Genomic DNA, 15,874 nt, shown 5'->3' with positions numbered 1-15,874 from the left:
GCGTGAGGCAGACCATCGGATATAAGGTGATCGAAAGCTGGATGAAAGCAGAAGGAAGGGCGCCATTTGCGTTCCAGGAAGAGGCCTGGGAGCAGATATTGGCGGGGCGGTCGGGGCTGGTGAATGCGCCGACGGGATGTGGGAAGACCTTTTCGGTGTTTCTTGGCGCGTTGATCGATTTTATCAATGCGCATCCTACGGACTATCAGACGCGAAGCGGTGGTGGGTTGCAGTTATTGTGGATCTCACCGCTGCGGGCGCTGGCGAAGGACATTGCCCGCGCGATGCAGGAAGTGATCCAGGGACTTGGGATGCGCTGGCAGGTGGGAAGCCGGAATGGGGATACGGAGATGAGTGAGCGGCAACGGCAAAAGCGCCGGATGCCGGAGGTGTTGATCATTACGCCGGAGAGTCTGCATTTGTTGCTGGCGCAGAAGGGGTACCCGGAGGTGTTCAGGTATTTGCGGATCGTGGCGGTGGATGAGTGGCATGAGCTGTTGGGGAGTAAGCGGGGCGTACAGGTGGAGTTAGCACTGGCGCGCCTGGTGTGGATGCGGCGGGGTGGGGTCTCGGTGATCGGCATCAGTGCGACGATCGGAAACCTCGAGCAGGCAAGAGATGTATTGCTGGCGTCGCTGCGCGGAGTGCCGGATGAGGATGGGGTGATCGGGGCGGCGACGGATGAGGGGGATTCGGCCGGGCGTGGGGCGGAGAGCTTTATCGTGCGGGCGCGGATCGAAAAAGCCATCGATGTCGAATCGATCCTGCCGGATGAGATCGAGAATTATCCATGGGCGGGGCACTTAGGATTGCGGTTGATCCACAAGGTGCTTCCGATACTCGAGAAGAGCCGGACGACGCTGATCTTTATCAATACGCGGGGGATGAGCGAGACCTGGTATCAGTCCCTGCTGAATGTGGCGCCCGACCTGGCGGGTGCGTTGGCGCTGCATCATGGATCGATCGATATGGAGCTGCGGAACTGGGTGGAAGAAGCGTTGCATGAAGGGAAGCTGAAGGCGGTGGTCTGTACAGCGAGTCTCGATCTTGGGGTCGATTTCCGGCCGGTGGAGACGGTGATCCAGGTGGGCAGTCCCAAGGGGGTTGCACGATTTTTACAGCGGGCGGGACGGAGCGGGCATCAGCCGGGCGAGGTGAGCAAGATCTATTTCCTGCCGACGCATTCGCTGGAGCTGATGGAAGCGGCGGCGTTGAAGTCGGCGATGGTGGAGGGGTTGATCGAGAGCCGGGAGCCGATGTTGCTTTGTTTCGACGTATTGATCCAATACCTGAGTACACTTGCTATTTCGGATGGGTTCCGGCCCGATGTGTTGTTCCCCGAGCTGCGATCGACCTATTGTTTCAGCGAGATGACCGGGGACGAATGGCGGGAGGTGTTGCATTTTATTACGGAGGGCGGGGTGGCCCTGCAGCAATATGATGAGTTCAAAAAAGTGGAGGTGATGGAGGATGGGTTGTACCGGATCAACAGCCGGCGGGTGGCGATGCGACACCGGTTGCATATCGGGACGATCGTCAGCGATGCGATGTTGAAGGTGCGGTTTACGAGTGGCGGGTTTATCGGGATGATCGAAGAATATTTCATTTCCCGGCTGGAGCCGGGGGATGTGTTCACGCTGGCGGGGCGCAACCTGGAATTTGTGGCGATCAAGGAGATGACGGTGCTGGCGCGGAAGTCGAATGCGAAGAAGTCGAGGGTGCCGAGTTGGAATGGGGGGCGGATGCCGTTGTCGGCGAATTTGGGGATGATGTTGAGGCGGAAGCTGGATGAGGCTTCGGCGATGGTGGAGGGGGAACCGACACCTGACGACATTGAATTAAGGGTGTTGAGGCCGTTGTTTGAGCTACAGGCGGCCTTGTCGTATATGCCGAAGGAGAATGAGCTGCTGATCGAGCAGATCGAGACCAAGGATGGGTTTCATTTGTTCGTGTATCCATTTGAGGGGAGATTGGTGCATGAGGCGATGGCGGCGTTGCTGGCCTACCGGATCAGTCTTACGACGCCGATCAGCTTTTCGTTTGCGATGAACGACTATGGGTTCGAGCTGTTGAGCGATCAGCCGATCCCGTTGGATGATACGAATGCGATGGAATTGTTCAGCGCGGAAAATCTGACGGCGGATATTCAGCGGAGTGTGAACAGTGCGGAGATGGCCCGGCGGAAGTTTCGGGATATTGCGGTGATCGGGGGGCTTATCTTCCAGGGCTATCCCGGCGAGTATGTCAAGGCGCGGCATCTGCAGTCTTCGGCGGGACTGCTGTTTAATGTGTTCAGCGAGTACGATCCGCACAACCTGTTGATCCGCCAGGCGTATAACGAGGTGATGGACCAGCAGATGGAGGAGCGGCGGCTGCGGAATATGCTGGAGCGGATCGGCCGGGGGAAGATCGTGTTGCGTTGGCCGAAGAAGCTCACGCCGTTCTGTTTCCCGTTGAAGGTGGACAGTATGCGGGAGGACCTGTCCTCGGAGAAGTTGGAGGACCGGGTGCGGCGGATGCAGGCGCAGTTGCGATGATGGGCGGCGGGGCTTGCGGGCCGGGCGCCGGGGATCGGCTACTTCAGGTATTTCAGCTGGGTGGCGTAGAGGACGACGAACAGAATGGCGATGCAATAGCCGAAGATGGCGCCCAAGCCGGTGGCGCTGCTGCCCATGAGGACCACGGTAAAGATGATCGGGAGCAGTTCGCCGATGGTATAGATGGTAAAGCCGGACTTCCTGAGCTTGCGCATCTGGATGGCTCCGGCGAGGCAGAGTCCACAGGCGATGAGGGTCAAGAGGAGAATGGGAACGCGCAGCTCGTAGGATTTGCGGGCTGATTCGAGGATATCGCCGCCGGAAAGTTTCTTTACGAAATCGGGCATCTGGTCTAAGTTGGTTGAGGAAAGAGTCTCATAGGTGGTTTTTGCTTTTGCGAAGGTCCAAAAGCTGCCAATGATGCCCAGCCCACAGCCGATGAAGGTGAGGATGGTCAGGACATTGATCATATCCGTCATTTTTTTTGGCTCTTCGAGGAAGGAGCCGCTGTCGGCGGGGCGATTGAGATCGGCCATGGTAGTTAATTTTAGTGTATCTAAGTAAATACAATTTTCAGGAATCGCCAAGGGGATGATGAAGAAGTTTGTGCTTTTCTACTATATTGCACCTAAGGGAACCATTCTATGCAACCAGCATTTCCATATCGTTTACGGGATCAGCAGCTATGGCTTTCGGCCGACCGGTGTATCTATTGGGAGGAGGGGCAGTCGCTGATCTTATCGGATCTTCATTTTGGCAAGACGGGTCATTTCCGGAAGGCGGGGATTGCGGTGCCGCAGTCGGTGTACCGGGAGGATTTGCTGCGGTTGCTTTGCCAGATCCAGTATTTCCGGCCGCGGCAGCTGCTGGTGGTGGGCGATCTGTTCCATAGCCGGGAGAATAAGGAGCTGGAGTTGTTCCTGAAGTGGCGGGAGGATTTTCCGCACCTGGGTATCCGGCTGATCGAGGGGAATCATGATATCCTGCATAAGGACTGGTATGAGAAGGCGGGCATTGTGGTGAGCCCGGGGGTTTTGCCGCTTGGGCCTTTTTCGTTCGTGCATGATATCGAAGATGCGGTTGGGGGGAATACTTATTATTTCTCGGGGCATATCCATCCGGGCATCCGGATTACGGGGATGGGCAGGCAGCATCTGCGGTTCCCATGCTTTTATTTCGGGGCTGCGTATGCGGTATTGCCGGCCTTTGGCCGTTGGACGGGTACGGTGGCGGTTGATCCGGCGCCGGATGATCATGTGTTTGCGATCCTTCCGCCGGCGGGTGGGGAGCGGGCGAGGGTGTGGGAGGCTGGGACGGCGGCCAGGAGGGGTATTGGCGGGGGTGTGAGGAATGTGACGGCGATGAGGCCCCGTGCCGGATGGACGGGGCCCGGGAGTATCTTTCAGATCCAGTAGAATCTGGGGTTAATTCATCTTCTTTTTCAATGTGGTGACCTGTTCCTGCAGGTTGGTGACCAGGTTGGCGAGCTGGTTGACATCCCAACGTTGCTGTGTATTGGCTTTGCTGATGATCATTTGGGCTTTCCAAACCTCAATCACGTCATCCGAATTGACATTATAAGGCTGATACGCCGTATTGTCACTTATCAGGGTCAGCTTGTTCCTGGATTTGTTATTCTTCATGACCCTTTTATAGACGATGCCTTCATTGCGTGACACGACGACATAGGTCTGGTTGCTTTTGATGTCTTCGAGGTCGTCCACTTTTTCCCCGACGATGACCGAGCCGCTGGGGGTGGGCAGCATCGAATCTCCTACGATCTCGAAGGCGCGGTAGGAACCGGGGGCGAGCATCGGGAGGGTAAAGGTATTGAGCTCATCAAGGAATTCGGGGTCGGCATAACCTGCGAGGTAGCCGGCGGCGGCTTTTACGGGCACCAGCTGGATATCGGTGCTGGCGGCGATGAGCTTCTGGGCGCGGCGCTTGGAGAGGTAGCTGCCGCCCTTGCTGTCACCGAGCTCTTTGCGGAGGAGCTCATCGAGCGTGAGCTTGAACATGTCGGACACGGTTTCCAGCACTTCCAGCCTGGGTTCGGCTCTTTCTTCCTCATAGGCGCCGAGGAGGGAGCGTTTGATCCCCAGTTTGCCGGCGAATTCTTCCTGGGTCCAGCCCCGCAGTTTGCGGAGGTATTTGAGATTTTGGCCTGCGATTGACATGGGCTAATATATTTAGCACTAAGATACTAACATATTTATCAACTCAAAAAAAATATTTTTTCGGGCCCCGCCCGCACCGGCGGTGCGGGCGGGGCGGGATGCGCGATATTTTGTACATTTGCCGTCCTGCCAATTTGACTTTTCGTCAAGGGTAGCACTATATTTGACTAAAATAATACAAAATCATTAATACTTAAGAAGTTATGTTAGGTATTCTATCCAAAATATTCGGCGGTAACAAGTCGGAAAAGGATATAAAGCAGATCCAACCCGTTGTAGAGCAGATCAACCAACATTTTGCGGCATTTCAATCCCTTAGCAATGACGAGCTGAGGGGTAAGACCGTAGAATTCAGGGCCCGGATCCGGGAGCATCTCAGCAAGATCGATACGCAGGTCGCCGAGTTGAACAAACAGGCGGAAGAACTGCCTTTCAACGATATCAATGGGAAGGACGTGATCTATCAGCAGATCGACGAGCTGAAAAAGGAGCGGGACGAGCAGATCGAAGAGGTGTTGGAGACGCTGTTACCCGAGGCTTTTGCGGTAGTGAAGGAGACGTCACGGCGGTTCAAGGAGAATTCCGAGATGGTTGCGACGGCAACGGAGATGGACCGGAACCTGAGCGTGAAGAAGGAGCATATCCGGATCGACGGGCATCAATCCGTATACAACAACAGCTGGATGGCTGCGGGTACGCCGATCACCTGGAACATGGTGCACTACGATGTCCAGCTGATCGGCGGTACGGTGTTGCACCAGGGGAAGATCGCGGAGATGGCCACGGGGGAAGGTAAGACCCTGGTCTCGACGCTGCCGGCCTATCTGAATGCGCTGGCGGGGGAAGGGGTCCATATCGTGACGGTGAACGATTACCTGGCCCGGCGGGACTCCGAGTGGAACGGCCCCATATTCGAATGGCTGGGTATCTCGGTGGACTGTATCGACAAGCATGAGCCCAACAGCGAGGCCCGGCGGAGGGCTTACCTGGCCGATATCACCTATGGTACGAACAACGAATTCGGCTTTGACTACCTGCGGGACAACATGGTGCATACCCCGGAAGAGATGGTCCAGCGCAAGCACCACTATGCCATGGTGGATGAGGTGGACAGCGTGTTGATCGACGATGCGCGGACGCCGCTGATCATATCCGGTCCGGTACCGAAGGGGGACGACCAGCAATATCATATCTTAAAGGGCCGGGTGGAGAAGCTGTTTGAAGCCCAGCGGCGGGTGGTCAACCAGTTCCTGATCGAGGCCAAGAAAAAGATCAGCGAGGGGAATGACGATCCGAAGGATGGGGGGTTGGCGCTGATGCGGGCCTACCGGGGTCTCCCGAAGTCGAGTGCGCTTATCAAATTCCTGAGCGAGCCGGGCGTGAAGGTGCGCTTGCAAAAGTCGGAGAACTACTATCTTTCCGATCAGCAGAAGGAGATGCCGAAGGTGGACGCCGAGCTGTTCTTCCATATCGACGAGAAGCAAAACCAGGTGGACCTGACCGATAAGGGGATCCAGATGATCACCCGGGAAGGGGAAGACCCGGAATTCTTCGTGTTGCCGGATATCGGCATCAAGCTTGCCGAGATCGAGAAGAGCGAGCTGAATGCGGATGAAAAATTGCAACGCAAGGAAGAGCTGCTGAATGAATATTCGATCAAGGCGGACCGGATCCACACGGTGCAGCAGTTGTTGAAGGCGTACACGTTGTTCGATAAAGACGTTGAGTACGTGGTGCTGGACGGCCAGGTGAAGATCGTGGATGAGCAGACCGGCCGTATCCTGGATGGCCGCCGGTACAGCGACGGTCTTCACCAGGCGATCGAGGCGAAGGAGAATGTGAAGATCGAGGCAGCCACGCAGACCTATGCGACGGTGACTTTACAGAACTATTTCCGGATGTATCATAAGCTGGCCGGGATGACGGGTACGGCGGAGACGGAAGCGGCCGAGCTTTGGGATATCTACAAATTGGATGTGGTCACGATCCCGACGAATGTGCCGGCGATCCGGAAAGACCACCAGGACCTTGTCTACAAGACCAAGCGGGAGAAATACAAGGCGGTGATCGAGGAGATCGAAAAGCTGAGGACCGAAGGCCGGCCGTCGCTGGTGGGAACCACCTCCGTGGAAGTGAGTGAATTGCTGAGTAAGATGCTGGCGGTGAAGAAGATCCCCCATAATGTCCTCAACGCCAAGCAGCATGCGCGGGAAGCGCAGGTCGTGGCGGAGGCCGGTCTGGCGGGCGCAGTGACGATCGCTACGAATATGGCCGGCCGTGGTACGGACATCAAGCTCGGGCCGGGTGTAAAAGAGGCCGGTGGACTGGCGATCATCGGTACCGAACGGCATGAAAGCCGCCGCGTAGACCGGCAGCTCCGGGGTCGTAGCGCCCGGCAGGGTGACCCCGGAACCTCGCAGTTCTATGTCTCGCTGGAGGACGACCTGATGCGGCAGTTCGGGAGTGACCGGATCGCTTCGCTGATGGACAAGATGGGTTATAAGGAGGGAGAGGTGATCCAGCACAGCATGGTGACGAAGAGCATCGAGCGGGCCCAGAAAAAAGTGGAGGAGAACAACTTCGGCATCCGTAAGCGGCTGCTTGAGTATGACGACGTGATGAACAAGCAACGGAATGTCGTCTATAAGAAACGGAATCACGCGTTGTTCGGTGACCGGCTGGCGCTGGATCTCGACAATGCATTTTATATCGTCGCGGAAGGGGTGATCAATTCGTTCCGGGAGCAGGATGACTATGAGGGTTTCCGATTGTCGACGATCGTCAATTTCGGCGTAGACACACAGATAACGCCGGAAGAATTCCTGAAGGGGGATGTCCAGCAGGTGGCAGAGAAGCTGTACCAGGAAGCTACGGCGAGCTATGAGCACAAGCTGGAGGATATCCGCAAGCAGGCGGTGCCGGCATTTGCGAGTATCCGGGCTACGCGGGACAGTCATGTGGAGAACGTGGTGGTGCCTTTTACCGACGGGAAGAAACGGATCAATGTGCTGGCCAGCCTGCAGAAGACGCTGGACACCAATGGCCGTGAGCTGACGAATGCGGTCGAGCGGCAGATCACGCTGGCTATCATCGACGATGCCTGGAAAGAGCATCTGCGGGGGATGGACGATCTGAAGCAAAGCGTACAGACGGCTTATCTCGAGCAAAAAGATCCGCTTGTGATCTATAAGGTAGAAGCCTTCGAGCTGTTCCGGAACATGGACAGCGAGGTGAACCGGGATATTATCAGCTTCCTTTGTCATTCCGGTATCCAGCAGGCCGGTCAGCAGCCTGGTCAGGCGCCGCCCGCGATCCGTGAGGGCCGCGAGCAGAAGACCGATATGAGCCGGCTGAAGGTGCGGAAGGACGAGATGGCCGCGGCCGGAGCCGGTGTTGGGGTAGGTCCGCAGGGGGGAGTGCCGCAGGAGGGTGGGAAGGATTATTATGAACCTTCCGAACCGGTGAAGCAAGAGCCAGTGAAGGTGGGGCCGAAGATCGGGCGCAATGATCCCTGTCCGTGTGGAAGTGGAAAGAAGTATAAGAACTGCCATGGCAAGGATGCGGTATAATCGTGTCTTTGTATTTATTTGCCTTTGCCTCGCCGTTAGCGGGGCAAAGGCGCAATATGTGGGTCTCTCCCGGAAAGAGGCTAACCGTTTGAGCAAGCGGGCGAAGGAGGACCCCAATGTGAAGCCCCTGTTCGATTCGATCCGGAAGGTTGCCGATGCCGCGATGGGCGAAGGCCCCAACCCGATCGACACCCTCCGCACGGAGGGACTGCTGCAGGGCGATCCCCGGAAGACGGCGACCTGGGAGGCGATCGGGGATTTTCATAAGATGTATGCCCTATCGATAGCGTGGAGGGTGACCCGGAAGAAGGAATATTTCAACAAGGCGAGTGTCTATCTCATTGCCTGGGCCGACAGCAATCATTCGCGGGGTGATCCGATCGACGACACCAATCTCGATCCGGCCATCGCGGCCTTTGACAATATCAAGGATTGGCTGACGCCGGCGGAGAACCGGCGGATCGGGCGTTGGCTGCGACAGGCGGCGGATGCGGAGATCCGTGCGGCTTACAACCGGCCGGAGCGGGCCACGGCCCGGAACAACTGGAATTCGCACCGGCTGAAGATCGTCGGGGAGATCGGGTTCGCCGTCGGCGACAAGGCGCTGCAACAATATGCCATCGAGGGCATCCAGGAGCAGATCGGCCGCAACCTGCTGGCCGACGGGCGTAGCGAAGACTTCGTTTCGCGGGACGCCTTACACTATCACGTTTACGATCTTGACCCGCTTTTGCGGCTTGCGATCGTCCTGCAACGGGCGACAAGGAAAGACTACTATCATTATGTAGCTCCGTCGGGATCCTCGCTCGTGGGATCGGTGGAGTGGCTTCTCCCCTTTCTCGACGGCAGTCAGACCCATGCCGAATTCGTGAACAGCACCGTCGAGTTCGACCGGCGGCGGGCACAGAACGGGGAAGCGGGTTATAAGGCGGGAACCCTTTTTGATCCGAGGTCCGGCATTGCCACGCTGGTACTGGCTGCCTATTTCGATGAGGGGAAGCTGGCGCTTGCCCGGCGGCTGGCTGGCAGCGGGGAAGGTTATCCCAGCTGGCAGGCGGTGATAAACGCGGTGAGCCGGTAAGGATGGAAGGATGAGCGGGCCGGTGGAGCGCGTTGTTTTGCTTAATTTCATCGGTCTAAAAAAAATCGAGCTACATTATGAGAAAAATTTTCAGCGGGCTGCTGCTGACGGCTGTCGTATCGACGGCTATTGCGCAACAACGCCCAGGCAACCCTAACCAACCACCGGCCGGCGGTAATGCCGGGAACCCGGCCCAGCGGTCTGCTGCCGGAAGACAGGAACCTCCCAAACCATATAAGGAAGTCATAACGGACAAGGCCATCAGCCGTACCGGGCTTTTCACCGTCCACCGGATAGAGGACAAATGGTATTTCGAGATCCCCGACTCCATCCTGGGCCGGGATATCCTTGTCAGCACGCGGTACAGCCGGACCTCGGCGGGCGGCAATTACGGCGGGGAAGCGGTGAACCTGCAAACCATCCATTGGGAGAAGGGGCCTTCGCATACGCTTTTCCTGAAAGTGCTGACGATTGTCAATGTCGCGGCGGACAGCTCCCAGCCGATCGCGCAGGCGGTGACGAACTCCAACATGAACCCGATCGCCGCTGCCTTCGACATCAAGGCGTACGGAAAGAGTGCGGACTCGACCTCCGGCACGACGGTGATCGACGTGACGGACTTCTTCAAGGGCGATAACCAGCCGGTAAGCCTGACGCCGGCGATCAAGCGCCGGTTCAACCTGGCGGCTATCGATGCCCCCAGAAGCTATATCGAAAGCATTCGCACCTACCCCATCAATACCGAGATCCGGACGGTGAAGACCTATACGGCTTCGACCGCGCCTGCGGCGCCGGTTGCGGGCGGCCGTGCGCCCCAGGGGACGCTGAATGCCGCCGAGGTATCGGGGGCCGTTACGGTAGAACTGAACAACTCTTTTTACCTGCTGCCCAAGACGCCGATGCGGCGCCGGCTGTTCGATGCCCGGGTCGGCTTCTTTGCCAGCCGTTATACCACCTACAGTGATGATCAGCAGCGGGTGGAAGAAACGGAGTTTATCCATCGCTGGCGGCTCGAGCCAAAGGATGAGGATATCGAGAAATGGAAGCGGGGCGAGCTGGTAGAACCCAAGAAACAGATCGTCTATTATATCGATCCCGCCACCCCGAAGCAATGGCGGCCTTACCTGATCGCGGGGATCAATGACTGGCAGGCGGCCTTTGAGAAGGCCGGCTTTAAGAATGCCATCGTCGGCAAAGAATGGCCGGAGAACGACAAGACGATGTCGCTGGAGGATGCGCGGTTCTCGGTGATCCGGTATTTCGCGAGCGATATCGAGAATGCTTATGGTCCCAATGTAGCCGATCCGCGTAGCGGCGAGATCCTTGAGAGCCATATCGGGTGGTATCATAATGTGATGAAGCTGGTGCATGACTGGTATATGATCCAGACGGCGGCGGTGGACCCGCGTGCCCGGAAGATGAAGTACGACGATGCGCTGATGGGCGATCTGATCCGGTTCGTCTCCTCCCATGAGGTTGGGCATACGCTGGGGTTGCGGCATAATATGGGCAGCAGCAGCAAGACGCCGGTGGAGAAGCTGCGCGATAAGGCCTGGGTGGAAGCCAATGGGCACACGGCCTCTATTATGGACTATGCGCGGTTCAACTATGTAGCGCAGCCGGAGGACGGCATCGCGCCGCGGGGGCTGTATCCGCGGATCAACGACTATGACAAATGGGCGATCCAATGGGGTTATAAGGGTATACCCGGTACGAAAGATGCGGAAGAGGATAAGAAGATATTGAATAAGCTGGCGATCGACAGCCTGAAGAATCCCCGGCTCTGGTTTGGCGGTGAGGGACAGAATTTCGATCCCCGCGCCCAGACCGAGGACCTTGGCGACAACGCGATGAAGGCCAGCGAATATGGGATCAAGAACCTGAAGCGTATCCTGCCGAACCTGCCCGAATGGTGCAAGGAGGAAGCGGATCAATATGATAACCTGCAGGAGATGTACCAGCAGCTGGTGGGGCAGTATGGACGGTATATGGGGCATGTGGTCAAGAATGTCGGCGGCGTACAGGAGACCTTCAAGAGTATCGAGCAAGCGGGAGATGTGTATGAGGCGACGCCGAAGGCAACGCAGAAAGAGGCTGTCGACTTCCTCAACAAGCAGCTGTATGCCACGCCTGCCTGGTTGTTGAATAAGGACATCCTGAACAAGTTCAGTAATCCGGGTGTCGAGGACCAGGTTGCTACGGTACAGGCCAACAACCTGAAGAGCCTGTTGTCGCCGGCGCGGCTGTTCCGCCTGTCGGTGTGTACGGCACGGTTTGGCAGCGCTGCCTATTCCGTGGATGAGCTGCTTACCGATGCGAAGAAAGGCGTCTGGTCGGAGCTGGGAGGCGCCGGGCCGATCGATCCGTATCGCCGGAAGCTGCAGAAAGAATATATCGCCGACCTGGTTGCGCTGATCGGCGAGGAGACGCCTTCGGCGCCGGTGATCCCTGGGGCGTTGCCGAGGGGCTTCAATATCTTTACGGGCGATATCCGGAATACGGATGTGCCTTCCGCTGCGCGGGCGCAGCTGGTGGAGCTGCGGTCGGAGATTACCGCGGCGATGGCCAGAGAGGCGGACCGGGCGAGCAAGGAGCATTTGCAGGATGTGGCGGAGAGGATACGAAGGGCGTTGAATCCGAAATGATTTGAAAAGAGGCCGATGGCCTCTTTTTTATTTTGTATTTACGAAGGCTGCGCGGCGGGGTTTGGGAATGGGACTCCCCTCGCCTTTTATCGCTTTCCAGAGAACGGCGTTGAACAAGTCATCGGGGATGCGATCGGGGTCGGCGAGATTGAACCGATGGGGCGAGCTTGCCGTGTTGCGGGCGTTGATGTCGACACCGGCCGGCAGGGCGTTGAAGGCCGTTGCGTCGGCGGTGGGCGAGAAGGCGCTCCACATCGGCGTGGAGCCTGCGTCGAACTGGCTCATGGGGGGAAGGCCGAGGATCAGCTCCATGGTGTGGAGGATCGAAGTTGTCGAATAGAGGGTATGGTTCACCGCATGTCTCTTGATAAAGGGGCTTATCAAATAAGCGGGGGAGCGATGGGCGTCGACGTGGTCAGGGCCGTCCTGGGCGTCATCTTCCAGCACGAAGATGGCGGACTCCTTCCAGATGGGGCTATGCGAGATATGGTCTACCAGCCTGCCCAGGGCAAGATCGTTGTCCGCTACCTGCGCGATGGGGGTATAGGCGCCTTTATGCAGACCGCTGGTGTGGTCATTCGGCAGATAGATGGTGCTAAAGCGGGGCAAGGCGTTGGCCTGCAGCAGGGAATCGAAATCGGCTTCGAATATCTTTTCGCGGCGGATATCCTGGATGTCCAGGTTCCAGCCCGGGTAGGACTTGCAATAATGCTCTTTTTCTTTCAGCACTTGTAAAGTTGGGAAACCATTGTCCTCGAATTCTCCATAGTTGCGGAAGGAGACACCTGCCCGCCGGCAGTAGTCCCAGATAAAACCCTTCGTTGGATTGGCGACGGGGCGGTGGCCGTCAAAGTCGTATTCCCCACCGCGGCCGCTATAGTTGGTGGGCCAGTTCTTTTCGACGAAGTCGGTGGCATAGCCGGCCATTGACCAGTTGTGACCGTCCGCGCTGACCTCGGCGTCGACATAGAAATTATCCAGCAGGACGAATTCTTCGGCGAGGGCGTGGGCGTTGGGTGTGACATTGCGACCGAAGAGGACGAGACTGGTGTCGCCGTTGCCCTGGGGCAGATCGCCGAGCACCTGATCGTAGGTGCGATTTTCTTTCAGTACATAAAAGACGTATTTAATAGGCGAGGCGTCGCTGCTGTTGCGGGGTATGGGATTGCCGGGGTTGCCCGCTGCATCCGAAGCCTTTGCGGCTGCCTGCACGAAAGGAGTATTGGCATAGGTGTCCAGGGTATATGCCGAAAGGGCTGCTTCGTCGGGCGTGGGGATGAACGAGAGGGTGCCTTTGAACAGGCTTCCGATGTACTGATAGCTGGTGGCTGTCGCCTTTTTATAATTGGCGTCATGCGCCGTGGGGTTGGGGCCGTTGACATTGGATAGGGACGACATTCCCTTACCATTGGCTACCAGGAGGGTGTTGTTTATCCTACGAACGCAGGTGGGATACCAGCCGACCGGGATGAAGCCATTGGACCGGCTGTGACCCGGGTGGCTGACATCGAAAACGGCGAGGCAGTTGTTGTCGGCATTGGCGATATAAAGAGTCTTGCCCGCTGCATCGAGGCAGACGCTGTTGGTCGTCGAGCCAATGATGGCGCTGGCCATCAGCCCGGCGTTGAGGGTTTCGATGACCTTGCGGCCTGCCACGTCGATGACGGAAACCGAATTGGAGTTGGCATTTGCGACATAGAGCGTGCGGGCTTTGGGATCGAGCGCCATGTCGGTGGGGTGGTCTTCGGTGGTGACCGAGTCTTGTATCTTATTTTCTCTTGTGTTATATATCCAGATCTTGCGGCCGCCCCAGGCGGAGATGTAGAGTTCGGGCTTTGCGGGGTTCAGCAGGCAGGTGTAGGCTTCGGCGGAGAGAGGTATCTTATGTTCGAGTTGTTTTGATTCTATATTGAATATGTAGAGCGAGTTGTCCTCTTTTGTGACGACGTATAGTTTGTCGTGGTTGTCGTCGAGGGCCAGACCCGTAGGGCTGATCTTGTCTTTTGGCCAGGGACGGCCGAGGACGAGGGTGTCCTTATTGATGAGGCTATCGCCTTTTACGGTATAGCGGATGATCCAGTCGTCGTTGCCGCCGGAGGCGTAGAGGTACGGGTGTCTTTTGCTGAAGGCGAGGCCGAGCCAGGCTTTACCGATGGGCGTGCTGGTGACGTGGCGGGTGGAGAGGTTGATGAGATCGATCGTTTGGGCGCCGTTGCCGTTATTGGTGACGGCGGCGTGGGTACCGTCCGGGGAGAGGGCGATGTTGAGCGGGAGGTCCGAGCTGAGGGGGATGGAGGTGCCGGCGGGGGTGAGGGACCAGCCGTTGGGCAGTTGAACGCGGGGCCCGGGTTGGGGCGACGGCGATTGTTGAGCGACGAGGCTGAGGGAGAGAAGGAGGGCGGGGAGGAGGAGTTTCATAGCAGCAAAAATAGGGACAAAAAAGGCCCCGCTTACGCGGGGCTCAGTTATCTAATTATTGTCCTTCGGACGATGGGCTTCCTGCCCATCCGGTCCTTCGGACGATGGGCCTATTGGCCGCCCAGGCCATATTTCGCCATGTACCGATGATATAGCTGTGTCTGCTTGTTCTCCAGGCTGACTTCGCGGCCCTGGATGAAGCAGTGTTCGATGAGGCTGGTACGCATATCGAGGATATCGCCGCCGCTGATGACGATGTTGGCATCTTTGCCGGGTTCGATGGAGCCGGTGCGGTCGTCGATGCCGGCAATCTTTGCGGCGTTGAGGGTGATGGCCTGCAGCGCCTGCTCTTTGGAGAGGCCGTAAGCGACGGCCGTGCCTGCGTTGAACGCCAGGTTGCGGTAGCGGGCCTCTTCGTGGTTGTCATTGAGGGCGAAAAGAACGCCGGCCTTTTGCAATATGGTGGGCGTCTTGAAAGGCTGGTCGACGTCATCGTCCTCTGTGGTGGGGAGGGCATGCAGCTGCTGGAGGATCACGGAGATATTGTTCTGTTTCAGGAGATCGGCGATGAGCCAGCTTTCGCTGCCGCCGACGATGGTCACGTCAAAGCCGAACTCCTTTGCGAAGTCGATGGCGGTGAGCATCTGCTTGACCTGGTCGCCATGGACGAACAGTTTTTGTTGTTTGGTAAAGAGACCTTTTACCGCTTCGAACTTTAGGTTGGTGGCCTTATGCGTCGTCTCGGCGTTGTAGGCTTTTGCTTCGCGGAAGAAGGCCTTTATCTCTTCGATCCTGGCGAGGGCTTCTTTTGTCGGATCGGTCGGGGGTTGATTTCCGCCGAAGCGGCCCCCGAAGCGCCGGGGGCGGGCGAGGAAGGTGGGCATGTTGAGGTGGATCGCGTTGTCCATTTTGTAGGCGGCGTCTTCCCAATTCCAGGCGTCGAGCTGGACGATGGTGGAGGAGCCGCTGATGGTGCCGCCTTCGGGTGTCGTGCCGGCCAGCAGGATGCCGTTGGCGCGGAGCGTACCGATGATCTTCGAGTCCGTGTTATAGGCGACGATGGAGCGGATGCTCGGGTTGAGGTCACCCAGTTCCTGGTAGTCGTTGGAGCCGCGGACGCCGCTGCCGATCTCTTTCAGGCCGAGGTCGGTGACGGAGAGGATCAGGCCGGGGTACACTTGTTTCCCTTTGGCGTCAATGACTTTAGCGCCCGCGCCGGCCGGGGCGTTCGCGTCCGTGCCGACCTTTACGATCTTGCCGTTATCGATCTCGATGCTGCCGTTCTCGATCACCTGGCCGTTGCCGACGTGGATGGTGCCGCCGGTGATGAAGAGCTTGCCAGCATAGGGTTTAGCCGGGTAGACGTCATCCTGGGCCTGGGCCGCGGACAGCGTCAGCAATAGCGCCGGGAGGAGTCGTAAGGTTCTATATATTGTGTTCATTCTTT

9 protein-coding genes are annotated in these 15,874 nt (G+C 57.6%); 5 read left to right on the top strand and 4 right to left on the bottom strand.

The window, feature by feature from the left end; translation table 11 throughout:
• Nucleotides 1-2 precede the first annotated feature (2 nt).
• On the top strand, nt 3-2,537 hold the full coding sequence (locus VHE34_RS29455) for a ligase-associated DNA damage response DEXH box helicase (protein ID WP_325594846.1): 2,535 nt from the start codon (nt 3-5) through the stop codon (nt 2,535-2,537).
• A 38-nt stretch (nt 2,538-2,575) separates the two neighbouring features.
• Here the strand turns inward: VHE34_RS29455 and VHE34_RS29450 are convergent, their stop codons facing one another.
• The gene (locus tag VHE34_RS29450; protein WP_325594844.1) at nt 2,576-3,073 is read right to left on the bottom strand and encodes a hypothetical protein; all 498 of its coding nucleotides are present in this window, start codon (nt 3,071-3,073) and stop codon (nt 2,576-2,578) included.
• A gap of 108 nt (nt 3,074-3,181) precedes the next feature.
• Here VHE34_RS29450 and pdeM point away from each other — a divergent pair, with 108 nt between their 5' ends.
• Nucleotides 3,182-3,952, top strand: coding sequence for a ligase-associated DNA damage response endonuclease PdeM (gene pdeM / locus VHE34_RS29445; protein WP_325594842.1), 771 nt, complete (start codon nt 3,182-3,184; stop codon nt 3,950-3,952).
• A 9-nt stretch (nt 3,953-3,961) separates the two neighbouring features.
• Here the strand turns inward: pdeM and VHE34_RS29440 are convergent, their stop codons facing one another.
• On the bottom strand, nt 3,962-4,714 hold the full coding sequence (locus VHE34_RS29440) for a LexA family transcriptional regulator (protein ID WP_325594840.1): 753 nt from the start codon (nt 4,712-4,714) through the stop codon (nt 3,962-3,964).
• A gap of 203 nt (nt 4,715-4,917) precedes the next feature.
• On the opposite strand from VHE34_RS29440, the gene secA reads away from it, so the two are divergent.
• The 3 genes from secA (at nt 4,918) to VHE34_RS29425 (ending at nt 12,009) form a co-directional block, all read left to right on the top strand.
• Nucleotides 4,918-8,283 carry a preprotein translocase subunit SecA gene (gene secA, locus VHE34_RS29435; protein ID WP_325594838.1) on the top strand — a complete coding sequence of 1,122 codons (3,366 nt, stop codon included), beginning with the start codon at nt 4,918-4,920 and terminating at the stop codon, nt 8,281-8,283.
• Complete coding sequence (locus VHE34_RS29430) at nt 8,264-9,364, top strand: alginate lyase family protein (RefSeq protein WP_325594836.1); 1,101 nt, start codon at nt 8,264-8,266, stop codon at nt 9,362-9,364. Before secA ends, VHE34_RS29430 begins: the two co-directional genes overlap by 20 nt.
• 77 nt (nt 9,365-9,441) lie before the next feature.
• Nucleotides 9,442-12,009, top strand: coding sequence for a zinc-dependent metalloprotease (locus tag VHE34_RS29425; RefSeq protein ID WP_325594834.1), 2,568 nt, complete (start codon nt 9,442-9,444; stop codon nt 12,007-12,009).
• 27 nt (nt 12,010-12,036) lie between these two features.
• Here the strand turns inward: VHE34_RS29425 and VHE34_RS29420 are convergent, their stop codons facing one another.
• Nucleotides 12,037-14,427, bottom strand: a complete 2,391-nt coding sequence (locus VHE34_RS29420; protein ID WP_325594832.1) for a bifunctional YncE family protein/alkaline phosphatase family protein — start codon at nt 14,425-14,427, stop codon at nt 12,037-12,039.
• 110 nt (nt 14,428-14,537) lie between these two features.
• On the bottom strand, nt 14,538-15,869 hold the full coding sequence (locus tag VHE34_RS29415) for an amidohydrolase family protein (RefSeq protein WP_325594830.1): 1,332 nt from the start codon (nt 15,867-15,869) through the stop codon (nt 14,538-14,540).
• Nucleotides 15,870-15,874 lie beyond the last annotated feature (5 nt).

Source organism: Puia sp., from assembly GCF_035546395.1.
Taxonomy (GTDB): domain Bacteria; phylum Bacteroidota; class Bacteroidia; order Chitinophagales; family Chitinophagaceae; genus Puia.
This window is presented reverse-complemented; position numbering and strand designations above follow the sequence as displayed.

Excerpts from the sequence above, each read along its gene's own strand:
- VHE34_RS29450 (WP_325594844.1), bottom strand. The coding sequence starts at position 3,073 with ATGGCCGATCTCAATCGCCCCGCCGACAGCGGCTCCTTCCTCGAAGAG.
- pdeM (WP_325594842.1), top strand. The coding sequence starts at position 3,182 with ATGCAACCAGCATTTCCATATCGTTTACGGGATCAGCAGCTATGGCTT.
- VHE34_RS29440 (WP_325594840.1), bottom strand. The coding sequence starts at position 4,714 with ATGTCAATCGCAGGCCAAAATCTCAAATACCTCCGCAAACTGCGGGGC.
- secA (WP_325594838.1), top strand. The coding sequence starts at position 4,918 with ATGTTAGGTATTCTATCCAAAATATTCGGCGGTAACAAGTCGGAAAAG.
- VHE34_RS29430 (WP_325594836.1), top strand. The coding sequence starts at position 8,264 with ATGGCAAGGATGCGGTATAATCGTGTCTTTGTATTTATTTGCCTTTGC.
- VHE34_RS29425 (WP_325594834.1), top strand. The coding sequence starts at position 9,442 with ATGAGAAAAATTTTCAGCGGGCTGCTGCTGACGGCTGTCGTATCGACG.
- VHE34_RS29420 (WP_325594832.1), bottom strand. The coding sequence starts at position 14,427 with ATGAAACTCCTCCTCCCCGCCCTCCTTCTCTCCCTCAGCCTCGTCGCT.
- VHE34_RS29415 (WP_325594830.1), bottom strand. The coding sequence starts at position 15,869 with ATGAACACAATATATAGAACCTTACGACTCCTCCCGGCGCTATTGCTG.